This is a genomic window from Escherichia sp. KCJ4928 (genome assembly GCF_004352695.1).
Lineage (GTDB): Bacteria > Pseudomonadota > Gammaproteobacteria > Enterobacterales > Enterobacteriaceae > ECMA0423.
The window spans coordinates 1-18,678 of the sequence record NZ_SJWV01000010.1 but is presented as its reverse complement, the minus strand read 5'-3'; the positions used below and the strand labels follow the sequence as shown (position 1 = coordinate 18,678).

Here is an 18,678-nt window from a genome sequence, read left to right as displayed (position 1 = left end):
GCTCACTCCTGGTCTATTTCTATCCGCCGAATCTGTAAACCGTCGTCTGCCACAATCTGTAGCATGTCACCATGACACTGTGGACAGCGGCGGACGCGCTGGGTCAGTAGCGTCACATACTGTTGGCATGTTTCACACCAGCATTCGGCCTCTTGTTCTTCGAGGTGCAGTTTACAACCTTCCGCCACGCTGCCGCGGCAAACCAGATCAAAACAAAAGGCAAGAGAGCTGGTTTCGACACAAGAAAATGCGCCAATTTTGAGCCAGACCCCAGTTACGCGTTTTGCGCCGTGTTTTGCGGCCTGCTGTTCGATCAATTCCAGTGCCCGTTGGCAGAGGGTTATTTCGTGCATATCGCCTCCCATTAACTATTGCCAGCTACAAGCAATAATTGTGCCAGTGTTGATTATCCCTGCGGTGAATAATGTCGATGATGTCGAAATGACACGTCGACACGGCGACGAAATTCATCTTTAGCTTAAAAATCTCTTTAATAACAATAAATTAAAAGTTGGCACAAAAAATGCTTAAAGCTGGCATCTCTGTTAAACGGGTAACCTGACAATGACTATTTGGGAAATAAGCGAGAAAGCCGATTACATCGCACAGCGGCATCGTCGCCTACAGGACCAGTGGCACATCTACTGCAATTCGCTGGTTCAGGGGATCACGTTATCGAAAGCGCGCCTGCATCACGCCATGAGCTGCGCGCCGGACAAAGAACTCTGTTTCGTCCTTTTTGAACATTTTCGTATTTACGTCACCCTGGCGGATGGCTTTAACAGCCACACCATCGAGTATTACGTCGAAACAAAAGATGGCGAAGACAAACAGCGGATTGCGCAGGCGCAACTGAGCATTGACGGCATGATTGATGGCAAGGTCAACATCCGCGATCGCGAACAGGTTCTGGAACACTATCTCGAAAAAATCGCTGGCGTTTACGACAGCTTATACACCGCCATTGAAAACAATGTGCCGGTGAATTTAAGCCAACTGGTAAAGGGACAAAGCCCGGCAGCATGAGCTGAGGCTTTGCCCGTTTTGCAGGCGTTACGCCTGTTTGGGGATGGGCGTGTCGATGAGTGTCGAAAATGACATTTCATCGGCATGTTTTCGTCAAAAATGACAATCACCTGAGGAATGCCTGGTGAATCGTTTTGTAATTGCTGACTCCACGCTCTGTATCGGCTGCCACACTTGTGAGGCCGCCTGTTCAGAGACGCATCGCCAGCACGGCCTGCAATCAATGCCGCGCCTGAGAGTGATGCTAAATGAAAAAGAATCTGCGCCGCAGCTCTGTCACCACTGTGAAGATGCACCCTGCGCGGTGGTCTGCCCGGTTAACGCCATCACCCGCGTTGATGGGGCCGTGCAGTTGAATGAAAGCCTGTGCGTAAGCTGCAAGCTGTGCGGCATCGCCTGCCCGTTTGGCGCAATTGAATTTTCCGGCAGCCGTCCGCTGGATATTCCTGCAAATGCCAATACCCCGAAAGCGCCACCGGCACCGCCTGCTCCGGCGCGTATCAGTACGCTGCTTGACTGGGTGCCGGGTATTCGCGCGATCGCCGTCAAATGTGACCTTTGCAGTTTTGATGAACAAGGTCCGGCCTGCGTGCGGATGTGCCCGACTAAAGCCCTGCATCTGGTGGATAACACCGATATCGCCCGCGTCAGCAAACGTAAGCGTGAGCTGACCTTTAACACGGACTTTGGCGATCTCACCTTGTTTCAGCAGGCTCAAAGTGGAGAGGCTAAATGAGCGCAATTTCCCTGATCAATAGCGGCGTGGCATGGTTTGTCGCCGCCGCTGTTCTGGCATTTCTCTTTTCTTTTCAAAAGACGCTAAGTGGCTGGATAGCCGGAATTGGCGGCGCGGTTGGTAGTCTGTATACGGCAGCCGCGGGCTTCACTGTACTGACTGGCGCGGTTGGCGTGAGCGGTGCGCTGTCGCTGGTAAGCTACGATGTGCAAATCTCTCCGCTTAACGCGATTTGGCTGATTACGCTCGGTCTGTGCGGTCTGTTTGTCAGCCTCTACAACATTGACTGGCATCGCCACGCGCAGGTGAAGTGCAACGGCTTGCAGATCAATATGTTGATGGCTGCCGCCGTCTGCGCCGTCATCGCCAGCAACCTCGGCATGTTCGTGGTAATGGCTGAAGTCATGGCCTTGTGTGCGGTGTTCCTTACCAGCAACAGCAAAGAGGGCAAACTGTGGTTTGCGCTGGGGCGTCTTGGCACTCTGCTGCTGGCGATTGCTTGCTGGCTGCTGTGGCAGCGTTATGGCACGCTGGATCTGCGCCTGCTGGATATGCGTATGCAACAGCTGCCGCTCGGTTCCGATATCTGGCTGCTCGGTGTGATTGGCTTTGGCCTGCTGGCCGGGATTATTCCGCTGCACGGCTGGGTGCCGCAGGCACATGCTAACGCCTCTGCGCCAGCTGCCGCGTTGTTTTCTACGGTAGTCATGAAAATTGGCCTGCTGGGCATTTTAACCCTGTCGCTGCTGGGTGGTAACGCGCCGCTGTGGTGGGGGATCGCGCTGCTGGTGCTCGGCATGATCACCGCGTTCGTCGGTGGTCTGTATGCGTTGATGGAACACAACATCCAGCGCCTGCTGGCTTACCACACCCTGGAAAATATCGGCATTATCCTGCTGGGGCTGGGCGCTGGCGTAACGGGTATCGCGCTCGAACAACCGGCGCTGATTGCTCTTGGCCTGGTCGGTGGTCTGTACCATCTGCTTAACCATAGCCTGTTCAAAAGCGTACTGTTCCTCGGGGCGGGGAGCGTCTGGTTCCGTACCGGTCATCGCGATATCGAGAAACTCGGTGGTATTGGCAAGAAAATGCCGGTTATCTCCATCGCCATGTTAGTCGGGTTAATGGCAATGGCTGCGCTGCCGCCGCTGAACGGGTTTGCCGGGGAATGGGTTATCTATCAATCCTTCTTCAAACTGAGCAATAGTGGCGCGTTTGTTGCCCGTCTGCTGGGGCCGCTGCTCGCTGTGGGTCTGGCAATTACCGGTGCGCTGGCGGTGATGTGTATGGCGAAAGTCTATGGCGTCACGTTCCTCGGCGCGCCGCGTACCAAAGAAGCCGAAAACGCCACCTGTGCGCCGCTCCTGATGAGCGTAAGCGTAGTGGCACTGGCGATTTGCTGCGTAATTGGCGGTGTTGCTGCGCCGTGGCTGCTGCCGATGCTCTCTGCTGCTGTACCTCTGCCTCTGGAGCCTGCTAACACCACCGTTTCTCAACCCATGATCACATTGCTGCTGATTGCCTGCCCGCTGCTGCCATTCATCATTATGGCGATTTGCAAAGGCGATCGTTTGCCGTCGCGTTCCCGCGGCTCGGCCTGGGTGTGCGGCTACGACCACGAAAAATCAATGGTGATTACCGCTCACGGTTTTGCCATGCCGGTGAAACAGGCGTTTGCGCCGGTGCTGAAACTACGCAAATGGCTGAATCCGGTGTCTCTGGTGCCGGGCTGGCAGTGCGAGGGGAGTGCGTTGCTGTTCCGCCGGATGGCGCTGGTTGAACTGGCGGTGCTGGTGGTGATTATTGTTTCACGAGGAGCCTGAGAATGAGTGTTTTATATCCGTTAATTCAGGCGCTGGTGCTATTTGCCGTTGCGCCGCTGCTCTCCGGTATTACCCGCGTGGCGCGAGCCCGCTTACATAACCGTCGTGGGCCGGGTGTGTTGCAGGAGTATCGTGACATTATCAAACTGCTGGGCCGCCAGAGCGTTGGCCCGGATGCCTCCGGCTGGGTGTTCCGCCTGACGCCGTATGTGATGGTGGGCGTCATGCTGACTATCGCTACTGCGCTGCCGGTGGTGACCGTCGGTTCTCCGCTGCCGCAACTGGGCGATTTGATCACCTTACTGTATCTCTTTGCCATCGCGCGTTTCTTCTTTGCCATTTCCGGTCTGGATACCGGTAGCCCGTTTACTGCTATCGGCGCGAGCCGTGAAGCGATGCTTGGCGTGCTGGTCGAACCGATGCTGCTGCTTGGTCTGTGGGTTGCCGCACAGGTTGCCGGTTCCACCAACATCAGCAACATCACCGACACCGTTTATCACTGGCCGCTGAGCCAGAGCATCCCGCTGGTGCTGGCGCTTTGTGCCTGTGCGTTCGCCACTTTTATCGAAATGGGCAAACTGCCGTTCGACCTGGCGGAAGCCGAGCAGGAGTTGCAGGAAGGTCCGCTCTCCGAATACAGCGGTAGCGGCTTTGGCGTCATGAAATGGGGTATCAGCCTGAAACAGCTGGTGGTGTTGCAGATGTTCGTCGGGGTGTTTATTCCGTGGGGACAAATGGAAACCTTCACCGCTGGTGGACTGCTGCTGGCGCTGGTGATTGCCATCGTCAAACTGGTGGTCGGCGTCCTGGTTATCGCGCTGTTCGAAAACAGCATGGCCCGTCTGCGTCTTGATATTACTCCGCGCATTACCTGGGCTGGGTTTGGCTTTGCATTTTTAGCGTTCGTCTCCTTGCTGGCGGCGTGATTAAAGAGAGTTTGAGCATGTCTGAAGAAAAATTAGGTCAACATTATCTCGCCGCGCTGAATGAGGCATTTCCGGGCGTCGTGCTGGACCACGCCTGGCAGACCAAAGATCAGCTGACTGTCACCGTAAAGGTGAACTACCTGCCGGAAGTGGTGGAGTTTCTTTACTACAAACAGGGTGGCTGGCTGTCGGTGCTGTTTGGTAACGACGAACGCAAACTGAATGGTCATTACGCCGTTTATTACGTGCTGTCGATGGAGAAGGGCACTAAGTGTTGGGTAACGGTTCGCGTCGAAGTTGACGCCAACAAACCGGAGTATCCGTCCGTGACGCCGCGCGTTCCGGCGGCTGTGTGGGGCGAGCGCGAAGTGCGCGATATGTACGGTTTGATTCCGGTTGGTCTGCCGGATGAACGTCGTCTGGTGCTGCCGGATGACTGGCCGGATGAACTTTATCCGCTGCGTAAAGACAGCATGGATTATCGTCAGCGTCCGGCGCCGACCACCGATGCTGAAACCTACGAGTTCATCAATGAACTGGGTGACAAGAAAAACAACGTCGTGCCGATTGGTCCGTTGCACGTCACTTCCGACGAACCGGGTCACTTCCGTCTGTTCGTCGATGGCGAAAATATTATCGACGCCGACTACCGCCTGTTCTACGTCCATCGCGGCATGGAAAAACTGGCGGAAACCCGTATGGGGTACAACGAAGTGACCTTCCTCTCTGACCGTGTGTGCGGCATCTGCGGCTTTGCTCACAGCACCGCCTACACCACGTCGGTGGAAAACGCGATGGGTATTCAGGTGCCAGAACGTGCGCAGATGATCCGCGCCATTCTGCTGGAGGTGGAACGCCTGCACTCGCATCTGCTCAACCTCGGCCTGGCCTGTCACTTTACTGGCTTCGACTCCGGCTTTATGCAGTTCTTCCGCGTGCGTGAAACCTCCATGAAAATGGCAGAGATCCTTACCGGTGCGCGTAAAACCTACGGCCTGAACCTGATCGGCGGGATTCGTCGCGATCTGCTGAAAGATGACATGATCCAGACCCGCCAGCTGGCGCAACAAATGCGTCGTGAAGTGCAGGAGCTGGTGGATGTGCTGCTGAGTACGCCGAACATGGAACAGCGCACTGTCGGCATTGGTCGTCTGGACCCGGAAATCGCCCGCGATTTCAGTAACGTTGGCCCGATGGTCCGCGCCAGCGGACACGCTCGCGATACCCGCGCCGATCACCCGTTTGTTGGTTATGGCCTGCTGCCAATGGAAGTCCACAGCGAGCAGGGCTGCGACGTTATTTCCCGTCTGAAAGTGCGTATCAACGAAGTCTATACCGCGCTGAACATGATCGACTACGGTCTGGATAACCTGCCGGGTGGTCCGCTGATGGTGGAAGGCTTTACCTACATTCCGCACCGTTTCGCGCTGGGCTTTGCCGAAGCGCCGCGCGGCGACGATATCCACTGGAGCATGACCGGCGACAACCAGAAGCTGTACCGCTGGCGCTGCCGTGCCGCGACCTACGCGAACTGGCCGACCCTGCGCTACATGCTGCGTGGCAATACCGTTTCCGATGCGCCGCTGATTATCGGTAGCCTGGACCCTTGCTACTCCTGTACCGACCGCATGACCGTGGTCGATGTGCGTAAGAAGAAGAGCAAAGTGGTGCCGTACAAAGAACTCGAGCGTTACAGCATTGAGCGTAAAAACTCGCCGCTGAAATAAGGAATCGCCATGTTTACCTTTATCAAAAAAGTCATCAAAACCGGCACGGCGACCTCGTCTTATCCGCTGGAGCCGATTGCGGTTGATAAAAACTTCCGTGGTAAGCCAGAGCAGAACCCGCAGCAGTGCATCGGCTGCGCGGCCTGCGTCAATGCCTGCCCGTCAAACGCCTTAACGGTTGAAACTGACCTCGCCACAGGAGAGCTTGCGTGGGAGTTTAATCTCGGGCGCTGCATCTTCTGTGGACGCTGCGAAGAAGTCTGCCCGACGGCAGCGATCAAACTGTCGCAAGAGTACGAACTGGCGGTGTGGAAGAAAGAAGATTTCCTGCAACAGTCCCGTTTTGTGCTGTGCAGCTGTCGCGTCTGCAATCGTCCTTTCGCCGTCCAGAAAGAGATCGACTACGCCATTGCGCTGCTTAAGCACAATGGTGACAGCCGCGCGGAAAACCACCGCGAAAGCTTTGAGACTTGCCCGGAATGTAAGCGCCAGAAATGCCTGGTGCCGTCCGACCGTATTGAACTGACTCGCCATATGAAAGAGGCCATCTGATGAGCAATTTATTAGGCCCCCGTGACGCCAACGGCATTCCGGTCCCGATGACGGTGGATGAATCCATCGCCAGCATGAAGGCGTCGTTACTGAAAAAAATCAAACGTTCTGCCTACGTTTACCGCGTGGACTGCGGCGGCTGCAACGGCTGCGAAATCGAAATTTTCGCCACGCTTTCGCCGCTGTTTGATGCAGAACGCTTCGGCATTAAAGTCGTTTCTTCACCGCGTCATGCGGATATTTTACTGTTTACCGGCGCGGTCACCCGTGCAATGCGATCCCCTGCGCTGCGTGCGTGGCAGTCCGCGCCGGACCCGAAAATCTGTATCTCCTACGGTGCCTGCGGTAACAGTGGCGGGATCTTCCACGATCTCTACTGCGTGTGGGGCGGTACGGATAAAATCGTCCCGGTAGATGTCTACATCCCTGGTTGCCCGCCAACGCCTGCCGCCACGCTGTACGGCTTTGCAATGGCGCTCGGCCTGCTGGAGCAGAAAATTCACGCCCGTGGCCCGGGTGAGCAGGATGAACAACCGGCGGAAATCCTGCATGGCGATATGGTGCAGCCGCTGCGTGTGAAAGTGGATCGCGAAGCACGCCGCCTGGCAGGTTATCGTTACGGTCGTCAGATTGCCGATGACTTCCTGACACAGTTAGGGCAGGGCGAAGAACAGGTTGCACGCTGGCTGGAAGCGGAAAACGATCCGCGTCTGAACGAGATTGTCAGCCATCTGAATCATGTTGTAGAAGAGGCGCGTATCCGATGAGTGAAAAGGTGGTGTTCAGTCAACTGAGCCGTAAATTTATTGATGAGAACGATGCCACGCCCGCCGAGGCGCAGCAGGTGGTCTATTACAGCCTAGCGATTGGTCACCACCTTGGGGTTATCGATTGCCTGGAAGCGGCGCTCACCTGCCCGTGGGATGAATATCTGGCATGGATTGCCACTCTGGAGGCAGGCAGTGAAGCCCGCCGCAAAATGGAAGGCGTGCCGAAATATGGTGAGATCGTCATCGACATTAACCATGTGCCGATGCTGGCCAACGCATTCGATAAAGCCCGGGCAGCGCAAACTTCGCAGCAGCAGGAATGGAGTACAATGCTGTTAAGTATGCTGCATGATATTCATCAGGAAAACGCCATCTATTTGATGGTGAGGAGACTGCGTGACTGACGTTTTACTCTGTGTTGGCAATAGCATGATGGGCGATGATGGCGCAGGTCCGCTGCTGGCGGAAAAGTGCGCCGCCGCGCCGAAAGGTAACTGGGTGGTGATTGACGGCGGTAGCGCACCGGAAAACGACATCGTCGCTATCCGTGAACTGCGCCCGACACGACTGCTGATTGTCGACGCCACGGATATGGGGCTAAACCCCGGCGAGATCCGCATCATCGACCCGGATGATATCGCCGAGATGTTTATGATGACTACCCATAACATGCCGTTGAATTACCTTATCGACCAGTTGAAAGAAGATATTGGCGAAGTGATTTTCCTCGGCATTCAGCCGGATATCGTCGGCTTTTACTACCCGATGACCCAGCCGATTAAAGATGCGGTAGAAACCGTTTATCAACGACTGGAAGGCTGGGAAGGAAATGGCGGCTTCGCGCAGTTAGCGGTGGAAGAAGAGTAGTTTTTCATTAAGGAATCAGGACAGGGATGTTCTTGATGGGGTGAACCAGCTCTGATGCCAAATGCTAAATTGCCCGATGCGCTGCGCTTATCGGGCCTTCATGGTTCGTGCGACATGTAGGCCGGATAAGGCGTTCACGCCGCATCCGGCACTGTTACCTACTCTAAATCTTCCCCATTACTGGCAATCACTTTTTTATACCACCAGAATGATTTCTTACGCGTGCGCGTCAGCGTACCGTTGCCTGCGTCGTCACGGTCAACAAAGACAAAGCCGTAGCGTTTGCTCATTTCACCCGTAGAGGCGGAAACTAAATCAATACAGCCCCATGTGGTGTAGCCCATCAGCGGAATGCCGTCTGCAATCGCTTCGCCCATTGCGCGGATATGTTCGCGTAAGTAGCTGATGCGATAGTCGTCGTTAATCTCGCCATTGGCAGCAAATTCATCTTTTGCGCCCAGGCCGTTTTCCACCAGAAACAGCGGCTTCTGATAACGATCGTACATCATATTCATGGTGATACGCAGACCGAGTGGATCAATTCCCCAGCCCCAGTCGCTCACCTGTAGATACGGATTACGCAGCGATTTCACCACGTTCGCCGCACTGCTGTTGTTGGCGTTCATCTCCGCCGAGGCGCAGCGCGAGGCGTAATAGCTGAAAGAGACAAAATCGACGGTGTTTTTCAGGATTTCATCATCGCCCGGTGCTTTGTTGATGGTTACCCCTTTTTCGCGGAATACGCGGGCAGAGTAAGCCGGATACGTGCCCCGCGCCTGCACATCGATAAAAAACAGGTTTTCCCGGTCTTTCTCCAGCGCCGCCCAGACATCTTCCGGCTTGCAACTGTAAGGGTAGAAGTTACCGCCCGCCAGCATACAGCCCACCTGATTTTGCGGGTTAACCTCATGGGCGATTTTGGTGGCTAGCGCACTGGCAACCAGCTGGTGATGCGCGGCCTGATATTTCACCTGATCCTGATTTTCACCTTCTTCAAACACCAGACCCGCGCCGGAGAACGGGCTATGCAACATAATGTTGATTTCATTGAAGGTTAGCCAGTATTTCACCAGACCATCAAATGCTTCAAAGCAGGTTCTGGCGTAGCGGCTGAAAAACTCCACCAGCTTGCGGTTACGCCAGGAGCCATATTCGGTGACCAGATGCATCGGCACATCGAAGTGGCACAACGTGACCAGCGGTTCGATACCGTACTTTTTACACTCTTCAAAGACAGAACGATAAAAAGCAATGCCCTGCTGATTGGGCGTGATTTCATCGCCCTGCGGAAAGAGACGGCTCCAGGCAATTGAGGTACGGAAAACCTTGAATCCCATCTCTGCCATCAGGGCGATATCTTCTTTATAACGATGATAAAAATCCGTCGCCTCATGGCTGGGATAAAACTCGTCATCTCGCAACTGAAAACGTTTTTCCAGCCCCAGTTTCACCGCCATTCGATGCTCGCCGTGTGGGATCATATCGACAGTGGTCAGACCTTTGTCACCTTCACGGAACGCACCTTCAGACTGGTTGGCGGCAAGCGCGCCGCCCCATAAAAAACTTTCTGGAAATACTGACATTTTCATCCTCAATTAAGACTTACTTCTTTGGCGACGGTCGGTTGTACGCTCTGATACTTTCGCGCCTGGGCAGCCGCTTCCTCAACAGGAATATCCTCAAAGCCGAGCAACAGTGTGAGGATAAACGACAGCACCACCGCCAGCGCCATGACCGCGAACACCCAGACGATGCTCATTGGATTCGCCGGATCGAAGAACTGCACGCTGGTAAATAGCCCCGGCGCTGCCATTGAGTGGCTGGCAAGCCCCGCCATACCGGCAACCGCGCCGCAAATAAAACCGCTGATAAGACTGGCGATAAGCGGACGTTTCAGGCGGATCGCCACGCCATATAACGCCGGTTCGGAAATCCCCGCCATAATGGCTGATGCCGCCGCAGCCAGCGCCGTCTGACGCAGTTCCGGGTTTTTCGTTTTCCACGCCACTGCCAGTGATGAACCGCCCAGCGACAGGTTAGCGCCGATCTCTGACGGCATGACCATCCCTTCTTTGCCGGTTTCGGCAATGGTCTGAATGATGGTTGGCGTAAAGACGCGGTGCATCCCGGTCATTACCAGCAGAGGCCACAGCGCGCCCATAATGGCGACTGAAAGCCAGCCCAGATAACCATGAATGGTGTAAACCAGCGCCGAAATGGCGCTACCGATCCAGATACCAATCGGGCCAATCAGCAGGATTGCCAGCGGTGCGGCAATCAACACAATCAGCATTGGTTTGAGGAAGTTTTTGGTCACCGCCGGTGTAATGCTGTCCACCCAGCGTTCGATATATGACAGGCACCAGGTCATCACCAGCGCCGGGATCACCGTGTAGGTGTATTTCACCGCGGTGACCGGAATCAGGGCAAATTCGACATGTTCACCCTGGGCCGCTTTCGCCATCAGTTCAATAAAACTCGGATGTACCAGCACACCCGCGATGGCAATCGCCAGCGACATATTGGTTTTAAATTTGATGGCGGCAGATGCCGCGACCATCAGCGGCAGGAAGAAGAAAGCACCGTCACCAATCACATTCAGAATGGTTAAGGTCGGCGATCCTTTTGTCAGCACGCCGCTCATCTCGAGGATCATTGCCAGCAGTTTGACCATCGATCCGCCGATAATCGCCGGGATCAGCGGTGACATGGTGCCGATCAGCGCATCGAGGATCCCCGCACCAATGCGACGTAGCGTGAGTTTGGGTTTACCCACGGGCTGTGCGGGCTGCATATCTCCCGGCAGCAGGCTGACGACTTCCTGAAAGGCTTGTGAAACGGTATTGCCGATAATCACCTGACACTGGTTGTCACTACGTACCACGCCGAGCACGCCGGGGATGGTTTTTAACGTCGGGCTGTCGATAAGTGCATCATCTTTGATAACAAAGCGCAACCGCGTCATACAGTGCGTGACCGCCGAGATGTTATCAACGCCGCCCAGTGCCGCTATCACCGAGCGTGCCAGCGCCGCATAATTTTTGGCCATCGGATTTTATCCTGTTATCAGTAGGGTAGATGTAGTTGTTATCAGTCGACGTGACGGAAAAATGCCGATGCTGAAACGGAATTAAGAAACCGGTTTCACAAAATCATGAATAGTTGTCACTAAATAAGCAAGAGAGTGAATTGTTCATTTTTTATATTTGTGAAACCGGTCACCTGAATATTTTTCCCGCCGATTGTGCAAGGACAATCGGCAAACGGTGCAGTACACTGCGTTGATTGCGTGTAAAGGGATGAAAATGATGACGACGATGCTGGAAGTGGCGAAGCGCGCCGGGGTTTCAAAAGCGACCGTTTCCCGCGTGCTTTCAGGTAATGGCTACGTCAGCCAGGAGACTAAAGATCGCGTGTTTCAGGCGGTAGAAGAGAGCGGTTACCGTCCAAACTTGCTGGCGCGCAATCTGTCGGCGAAGAGTACTCAGACGCTGGGGCTGGTAGTGACCAACACGCTTTACCACGGCATTTATTTTAGTGAATTACTCTTTCATGCCGCGCGAATGGCGGAAGAGAAAGGGCGGCAGTTGCTATTGGCAGATGGTAAACACAGCGCAGAAGAAGAGCGCCAGGCGATTCAGTATCTGCTGGATCTGCGCTGCGACGCGATCATGATTTACCCGCGTTTTTTAAGCGTGGATGAGATCGATGACATCATTGACGCGCACAGTCAGCCGATAATGGTGCTTAATCGCCGCCTGCGCAAAAACAGCAGCCATAGCGTCTGGTGCGATCATAAACAGACCAGTTTTAACGCCGTGGCAGAGTTGATAAACGCCGGGCATCAGGAGATTGCTTTCCTTACCGGCTCGATGGATTCCCCCACCAGCATTGAACGTCTTGCCGGGTATAAAGACGCGCTGGCGCAGCATGGTATTGCGCTCAATGAAAAACTTATCGCTAACGGTAAATGGACGCCTGCCAGCGGGGCCGAAGGGGTAGAAATGTTGCTCGAACGTGGGGCTAAATTTAGCGCGTTAGTTGCCAGTAACGACGATATGGCGATAGGTGCGATGAAAGCGTTACACGAGCGCGGCGTAGCGGTGCCAGAGCAGGTGTCAGTTATCGGATTCGATGATATCGCTATTGCCCCCTACACCGTTCCGGCGCTCTCCAGCGTAAAAATTCCGGTGACTGAGATGATTCAGGAAATTATTGGACGGCTGATTTTTATGCTCGATGGCGGGGATTTCTCACCGCCGAAAACCTTCAGCGGAAAACTGATCCGCCGCGACTCACTCATTGCCCTTTCGCGATAAACATTGTCATCACATGTCATCGTCACTAGTGTCGATGACATCTTTTTTCCTGCATTACAGAAATTAATTTCCTTAAATAACAGCAAATTAAAAACTGGCATGATTTGTGAATGTATCGGCGCATTAACTGTCATTGCTGGAGAATTTGATGAACCGTTTCATCATTGCTGACGCGAGTAAATGTATTGGTTGCCGTACCTGTGAAGTGGCGTGCGTGGTTTCTCATCAGGAAAATCAGGACTGTGCATCGCTGACCCCGGAAACCTTTTTACCGCGAATCCATGTCATTAAAGGTGTGAACATTTCCACGGCGACAGTCTGCCGTCAGTGTGAAGATGCACCGTGCGCTAACGTCTGCCCGAATGGTGCTATCAGCCGTGATAAAGGGTTTGTTCATGTGATGCAGGAACGTTGCATTGGTTGCAAAACCTGCGTGGTGGCTTGCCCGTATGGCGCGATGGAAGTGGTGGTACGTCCGGTGATCCGCAACAGCGGCGCGGGGCTGAATGTACGGGCTGACAAAGCTGAAGCCAATAAATGCGACCTGTGCAACCATCGCGAAGACGGCCCGGCGTGTATGGCGGCTTGCCCGACCCATGCGCTGATTTGTGTCGATCGTAATAAACTTGAACAACTGAGCGCAGAAAAACGTCGCCGTACGGCGCTGATGTTCTAAAAATCTTATAGAACTGTTCTGGCATCAAAGGAATTCCCGGAAATATTCGTAGAATACGGAGCTGGCGGTATCGCCGACCTGAGACTGCCGGATACGACGCAGTCGTGTCCGGCAGGGCGGGTTACGCAATTCATGATGGCGGGAATAACTCAATGGCAAAAAACACATCTTGCGGTGTCCAACTGCGTATTCGAGGCAAAGTGCAGGGCGTCGGTTTTCGTCCGTTTGTCTGGCAGCTGGCACAGCAATTAAATCTTCACGGCGATGTCTGTAATGACGGCGATGGCGTAGAAGTCCGGCTGCTGGAAGACCCGGAAACGTTTCTTGTTCAATTGCATCAGCACTGCCCGCCGCTGGCGCGTATTGATAGCGTCGAGCGTGAGCCGTACATCTGGTCACAACTGCCCACCGAGTTCACTATACGCCAGAGCACAGGCGGCACCATGAATACGCAAATTGTTCCCGATGCCGCTACTTGCCCTGCCTGTCTTGCCGAAATGAATACCCCAGGCGAACGGCGTTATCGTTATCCGTTTATCAACTGTACCCACTGCGGCCCGCGTTTCACCATTATTCGCGCCATGCCTTACGACCGCCCGTTTACCGTGATGGCGGCGTTTCCGTTGTGTCCGGCTTGTGACAAAGAGTACCGCGACCCGCTCGATCGTCGCTTCCACGCCCAGCCGGTGGCCTGCCCGGAGTGTGGCCCACATCTTGAATGGGTAAGTCATGGTGAACATGCAGAACAAGAGGCGGCATTACAGGCGGCTATCGCACAGTTAAAAATGGGCAACATTGTCGCCATCAAAGGGATTGGCGGATTTCATCTTGCCTGCGATGCACGTAACAGTAACGCGGTGGCGACACTGCGGGCGCGCAAACATCGCCCGGCGAAACCGCTGGCGGTCATGTTGCCAGTGGCTGACGGTTTACCAGACGCTGCGCGCCAGTTGCTTACCACGCCCGCCGCGCCGATTGTGCTGGTGGATAAAAAATACGTTCCTGAGCTTTGTGATGATATCGCCCCTGACCTTAACGAAGTCGGGGTAATGTTGCCTGCGAACCCGCTCCAGCATTTGCTGTTACAGGAACTGCAATGCCCGCTGGTGATGACCTCCGGCAACCTGAGCGGTAAACCACCAGCTATCAGCAACGAACAGGCGCTGGCGGATTTGCAGGGCATTGCCGACGGATTCTTGATACATAACCGCGACATCGTGCAGCGGATGGATGATTCGGTGGTGCGCGAAAGCGGCGAAATGCTGCGCCGTTCACGCGGGTATGTGCCGGATGCGCTGGTTTTGCCTCCGGGCTTTAAAAATGTTCCGCCTGTGCTGTGTCTTGGCGCGGATCTGAAAAACACCTTCTGCCTGGTGCGCGGTGAACAAGCGGTGTTGAGTCAGCATCTGGGCGATTTAAGTGACGATGGCATCCAGATGCAGTGGCGCGAAGCGTTACGCCTGATGCAAAACATCTACGATTTCACTCCGCAATACGTTGTGCATGACGTGCATCCGGGCTATGTCTCCAGCCAGTGGGCGAGCGAAATGAATATGCCGACGCAAACGGTGCTGCATCATCATGCCCACGCAGCGGCGTGTCTGGCAGAGCATCAGTGGCCGCTGGATGGCGGTGATGTCATTGCTTTGACGCTCGATGGTATCGGTATGGGGGAGAACGGCGCTTTGTGGGGCGGCGAGTGTCTGCGGGTGAACTATCGCGAATGTGAGCACCTGGGCGGCTTGCCTGCAGTGGCGCTTCCGGGTGGCGATTTGGCGGCGACGCAGCCGTGGCGAAACCTGCTGGCGCAGTGCCTGCGCTTTGTGCCGGAGTGGCAGAATTATTCTGAAACAGCAAGTGTGCAACAGCAAAACTGGAGCGTGCTGGCGCGGGCCATTGAGCGTGGAATTAACGCGCCGCTGGCGTCATCGTGTGGGCGGTTGTTCGATGCCGTGGCGGCGGCACTGGGCTGTGCGCCAGCCACGTTAAGTTATGAAGGTGAAGCGGCTTGTGCTCTGGAGGCACTCGCAGCTTCGTGCCACGGAGTGACGCATCCGGTGACAATGCCGCTGGTGGACAATCAACTGGATCTCGCCACTTTCTGGCAGCAGTGGCTGAACTGGCAGGCACCGGTTAATCAACGCGCGTGGGCGTTTCATGATGCGCTGGCGCAGGGTTTTGCCGCGTTGATGCGTGAGCAGGCCACGATGCGTGGTATCACTACGCTGGTATTTAGCGGCGGGGTTATTCATAACCGTTTGCTGCGTGCACGTCTGGCGCATTATCTCGCTGATTTCACATTGCTCTTTCCACAGAGTTTACCGGCGGGTGATGGCGGTTTGTCTCTGGGGCAGGGGGTTATTGCTGCGGCGCGTTGGTTAGCGGGTGAAGTCCAGAACGGATAAAACGTGTTGCATTTGGACACCATTGCCGGATGCGGCGTAAACGCCTTATCCGGCCTACACATGCGTCCCCGTAGGTCGGATAAGACGCGCCAGCGTCGCATCCGACATTTTGGGCACAGTAGGTGGATGCGACATGAACGCAGTATGTGACCAACACATGCGCTCCCCGTAGGTTGGATAAGACGCGCCAGCGTCGCATCCGACATTTTAGGCACAGTAGCCCACCTACATCGGCAACGTTTTCAACAATCCAAATGCCTCTTTCATCCGATCCTCACTGACCACAAAGGCGCGAAGCTGGTCAGCATCGTCAACGCCGCGCGCCACCATTCCCTGGCGTTCGGTATTAATCTGCCAGCGTAAATCCTGACGCTGGGTTTCGCCTGCCAGATGCAGCGGTAATTCCGGCGTTTTGATTTTCACCAGCATCGCCGGTAGTTTCAGTGGCGTGTTATTGCCGAGAAGATTTTTTGCCAGCACCATCGCGCTAAGTTGAATCGGCTGGAGGAACGGCAATACCTGACCGTTAATTTCCGCGCAATCGCCCAGCGCGTAAATATCGGCATTACTGGTTTGCAGATAACTATCGACGCAAACGCCGCGATTAATCGTCAGCCCGGCGCGTCGTGCCAGGGCGGTTTCCGGGCGCAGTCCGGTGGCGGCAATTACCGCATCCACTTCGATACTGCGCTGGCGGTCCAGCGTTGCCAGAATGCCAGAATCTGTTTTTTCCAGCCCCTGCAACTGAGATTTCAACAACAGATGAACGCCCATCTCCGTCAACCGATGCTGCAAGCGGCTGCTTACTTCCGGTGGCATTAATGACGCCAGAATACTGGCAGCGTTGTCGATTAGCGTGACCGCTTTGCCTGCACGACAAAAATCCATCGCCAGTTCGCTACCAATCAAGCCACCACCGACAATCAACACGCGTCGGGCATCCCGCAGTTGCGTTTCACAGGCGCGATACTCTTGCTGACTATTTAACGTCAGCATTAACTCACGCCCAGGCACTGGCGGGACAAAGGCGCTGGCACCGGTTGCCAGCACTAGCTTGTCGTATTGCCACTGATTATTCTGGCTTTTCACCACACGGGCTTCGGCATCGATATCCGTCACCCAGGTGTGCGGAAACAGGCGCAGATTAAACTGCTCGGCAAATTCACCCGCCGTCTGGCGGGTAAGGTCGTCGGCACGTTGCCCCTGACTGATAACATGGCTGAGGTCAGGTTTGTTGTACTCATCCATGCTGTCGGCGGCAATCAGGGTTAATGGAATAGTGGCGTCCTGTTTGCGAATATTTTTCACCAGTTGGCGGGCGGCGAAGCCCGAACCAATGATCACAATGCCGTTACTCATTTTGCCTCCGATGCCAGTTCTTCAAAGACGTCTTTGCCGAGGGAGCATTCCGGGCAGAGGAAGTTATCCGGAACTTCACTCCACGGCGTTCCTGGCGCAACGGCCTGCATTGGCTCGCCTTTTGCCGGATCGTAAATCCACTGGCAGACGCTGCACTGCATCCGTGGGCCGAGGTCAGCCGTCGTGGTGGCAGAGGTTTCTTCTTTAACCACCGTATTCACCGTGCTCTGCGGCAGCGGCGCGAGCGCCCACTGACGGGCGATTTCGCGACCGTGTTCACGACATAACTCCAGAGCGTCCTGGTCTGGTCGCCATTTGGCTTTCAGGCTAAGCGACATTTCGAAACCCGCATCCTGCAGGCGCGTGGAAAGACGATCCACCGCACCGCCGCTCCAGCCGTGAGAGCCGAAAGCACTGGCGCGTTTGTTACGGAAGCGTAAACCAGTCATCTCCTCCACCAGCCCGGCGATTTTCGGCATCATCACGTTATTCATCGTCGAAGTGCCGACCAGCACGCCTTTTGAGCGGAAGACATTGGTCAGGATTTCGTTTTTATCGCTTCGGGCGACGTTGAAAATTTTCACCGCCACGCGTGGGTCGGTTTCCGCAATTCCCTGGGCGATAGCGTCAGCCATCATGCGGGTGTTATTCGACATGGTGTCGTAGAAAATGGTGATTCTGTCTTCCTGATAATCAGCGGCCCACTTCAGGTACAGCTCGACAATTTGCGTCGGGTTATCGCGCCAGACCACGCCGTGGGAGGTCGCTATCATATCGACTGGTAAGTTAAAGCCCAGGATCTCGGTAATTTTCGGCGTTACCAGGCGGCTGAACGGCGTCAGGATATTGGCGTAGTAACGCTGGCACTGCTCGAAAAGCTCCGTCTGATCCACTTCATCGTTGAACAGATGCTCGTCGCAGTAGTGCTGACCGAAAGCATCGTTACTGAACAGCACCGCGTCGCCTGTCAGGTAAGTCATCATGCTGTCCGGCCAGTGCAGCATTGGTGTTTCGACAAAAATGAGCTGTTTGCCGTTGCCGATATCCAGCGTGTCGCCAGTTTTCACCACATTAAAATTCCACTCCGGATGATGGTGATGACCATTTATCGAGTCGATAGCGTTGGCAGTACAGTAGATCGGCGTATCGGGAATTTGCGCCATCAGTTCGGTCAGCGCCCCAGCGTGGTCCTCTTCTGCATGGTTAATCACGATGTAATCGATATCCGCCAGATCGATTTCATTACGCAGGTTCTGCACAAATTCGCGGCTGAATTTATGGTCGACGGTGTCGATCAGCACGTTTTTTTCTTCGCGGATGAGGTAGCTGTTGTAACTGCTGCCGCGCAGCGTTTTATATTCCGTGCCGTGAAAATCACGCACTTCCCAGTCACGTTGACCAACCCAATGAATGTTATTTTTCACCACAATAGACATAGCAACCTCAATTTATTCAGCGTGTTCTAAAAAGATGTCTTGCTAATTGCAGATTG

17 protein-coding genes are annotated in these 18,678 nt (G+C 54.7%); 12 read left to right on the top strand and 5 right to left on the bottom strand.

What is annotated here, in order from left to right; translation table 11 throughout:
* Nucleotides 1-2: 2 nt before the first annotated feature.
* The gene (gene hypA, locus E0D98_RS03000) at nucleotides 3-353 is read right to left on the bottom strand and encodes a hydrogenase maturation nickel metallochaperone HypA (RefSeq protein ID WP_001299100.1); all 351 of its coding nucleotides are present in this window, start codon (nucleotides 351-353) and stop codon (nucleotides 3-5) included.
* Nucleotides 354-564: 211 nt separating this feature from the next.
* Between hypA and hycA the strand changes: the two genes are divergently transcribed.
* From hycA to hycI, 9 genes are all read left to right on the top strand, one after another.
* Nucleotides 565-1,026, top strand: coding sequence for a formate hydrogenlyase regulator HycA (gene hycA, locus E0D98_RS02990; RefSeq protein ID WP_000158056.1), 462 nt, complete (start codon nucleotides 565-567; stop codon nucleotides 1,024-1,026).
* Between the two features lie 124 nt (nucleotides 1,027-1,150).
* Entirely contained in the window at nucleotides 1,151-1,762 is a 612-nt protein-coding gene (hycB, locus tag E0D98_RS02985; RefSeq protein ID WP_001079181.1) for a formate hydrogenlyase subunit HycB, read from the top strand.
* Entirely contained in the window at nucleotides 1,759-3,585 is a 1,827-nt protein-coding gene (hycC, locus tag E0D98_RS02980; protein ID WP_001274435.1) for a formate hydrogenlyase subunit 3, read from the top strand. The genes hycB and hycC overlap by 4 nt, the downstream gene beginning before the upstream one ends.
* Nucleotides 3,586-3,587: 2 nt before the next feature.
* Entirely contained in the window at nucleotides 3,588-4,511 is a 924-nt protein-coding gene (gene hycD / locus E0D98_RS02975; RefSeq protein WP_000115224.1) for a formate hydrogenlyase subunit HycD, read from the top strand.
* Nucleotides 4,512-4,528: 17 nt separating this feature from the next.
* On the top strand, nucleotides 4,529-6,238 hold the full coding sequence (gene hycE / locus E0D98_RS02970) for a formate hydrogenlyase subunit HycE (protein ID WP_001288134.1): 1,710 nt from the start codon (nucleotides 4,529-4,531) through the stop codon (nucleotides 6,236-6,238).
* 9 nt (nucleotides 6,239-6,247) lie between these two features.
* The gene (hycF, locus tag E0D98_RS02965) at nucleotides 6,248-6,790 is read left to right on the top strand and encodes a formate hydrogenlyase subunit HycF (protein ID WP_000493792.1); all 543 of its coding nucleotides are present in this window, start codon (nucleotides 6,248-6,250) and stop codon (nucleotides 6,788-6,790) included.
* Nucleotides 6,790-7,557 carry a formate hydrogenlyase subunit HycG gene (gene hycG, locus E0D98_RS02960; protein WP_000067410.1) on the top strand — a complete coding sequence of 256 codons (768 nt, stop codon included), beginning with the start codon at nucleotides 6,790-6,792 and terminating at the stop codon, nucleotides 7,555-7,557. Before hycF ends, hycG begins: the two co-directional genes overlap by 1 nt.
* Nucleotides 7,554-7,964, top strand: a complete 411-nt coding sequence (gene hycH / locus E0D98_RS02955) for a formate hydrogenlyase assembly protein HycH (RefSeq protein ID WP_001291921.1) — start codon at nucleotides 7,554-7,556, stop codon at nucleotides 7,962-7,964. Before hycG ends, hycH begins: the two co-directional genes overlap by 4 nt.
* Nucleotides 7,957-8,427 (top strand): hydrogenase maturation peptidase HycI, encoded by a 471-nt coding sequence (hycI, locus tag E0D98_RS02950; protein WP_000132961.1) that lies wholly within the window; start codon nucleotides 7,957-7,959, stop codon nucleotides 8,425-8,427. The genes hycH and hycI overlap by 8 nt, the downstream gene beginning before the upstream one ends.
* A 158-nt stretch (nucleotides 8,428-8,585) precedes the next feature.
* Here hycI and ascB read toward each other — a convergent pair whose 3' ends face one another.
* Nucleotides 8,586-10,010, bottom strand: a complete 1,425-nt coding sequence (gene ascB, locus E0D98_RS02945; protein ID WP_000110363.1) for a 6-phospho-beta-glucosidase AscB — start codon at nucleotides 10,008-10,010, stop codon at nucleotides 8,586-8,588.
* 8 nt (nucleotides 10,011-10,018) lie between these two features.
* Nucleotides 10,019-11,476 carry a PTS cellobiose/arbutin/salicin transporter subunit IIBC gene (gene ascF, locus E0D98_RS02940; protein ID WP_001107828.1) on the bottom strand — a complete coding sequence of 486 codons (1,458 nt, stop codon included), beginning with the start codon at nucleotides 11,474-11,476 and terminating at the stop codon, nucleotides 10,019-10,021.
* Between the two features lie 259 nt (nucleotides 11,477-11,735).
* On the opposite strand from ascF, the gene ascG reads away from it, so the two are divergent.
* The 3 genes from ascG (at nucleotide 11,736) to hypF (ending at nucleotide 15,827) form a co-directional block, all read left to right on the top strand.
* Nucleotides 11,736-12,746 carry a DNA-binding transcriptional regulator AscG gene (gene ascG / locus E0D98_RS02935; protein ID WP_001392554.1) on the top strand — a complete coding sequence of 337 codons (1,011 nt, stop codon included), beginning with the start codon at nucleotides 11,736-11,738 and terminating at the stop codon, nucleotides 12,744-12,746.
* Between the two features lie 148 nt (nucleotides 12,747-12,894).
* Complete coding sequence (gene hydN, locus E0D98_RS02930) at nucleotides 12,895-13,422, top strand: electron transport protein HydN (protein WP_001078777.1); 528 nt, start codon at nucleotides 12,895-12,897, stop codon at nucleotides 13,420-13,422.
* A gap of 152 nt (nucleotides 13,423-13,574) precedes the next feature.
* The gene (hypF, locus tag E0D98_RS02925) at nucleotides 13,575-15,827 is read left to right on the top strand and encodes a carbamoyltransferase HypF (protein ID WP_001107685.1); all 2,253 of its coding nucleotides are present in this window, start codon (nucleotides 13,575-13,577) and stop codon (nucleotides 15,825-15,827) included.
* 225 nt (nucleotides 15,828-16,052) lie between these two features.
* Here hypF and norW read toward each other — a convergent pair whose 3' ends face one another.
* Together norW and norV are read right to left on the bottom strand one after the other, a co-directional pair.
* A complete protein-coding gene (norW, locus tag E0D98_RS02920; RefSeq protein WP_000064759.1) occupies nucleotides 16,053-17,186 on the bottom strand; it encodes an NADH:flavorubredoxin reductase NorW in 1,134 nt (377 codons plus the stop codon).
* Nucleotides 17,183-18,622 carry an anaerobic nitric oxide reductase flavorubredoxin gene (norV, locus tag E0D98_RS02915; protein ID WP_047086821.1) on the bottom strand — a complete coding sequence of 480 codons (1,440 nt, stop codon included), beginning with the start codon at nucleotides 18,620-18,622 and terminating at the stop codon, nucleotides 17,183-17,185. The genes norW and norV overlap by 4 nt, the downstream gene beginning before the upstream one ends.
* Nucleotides 18,623-18,678 lie beyond the last annotated feature (56 nt).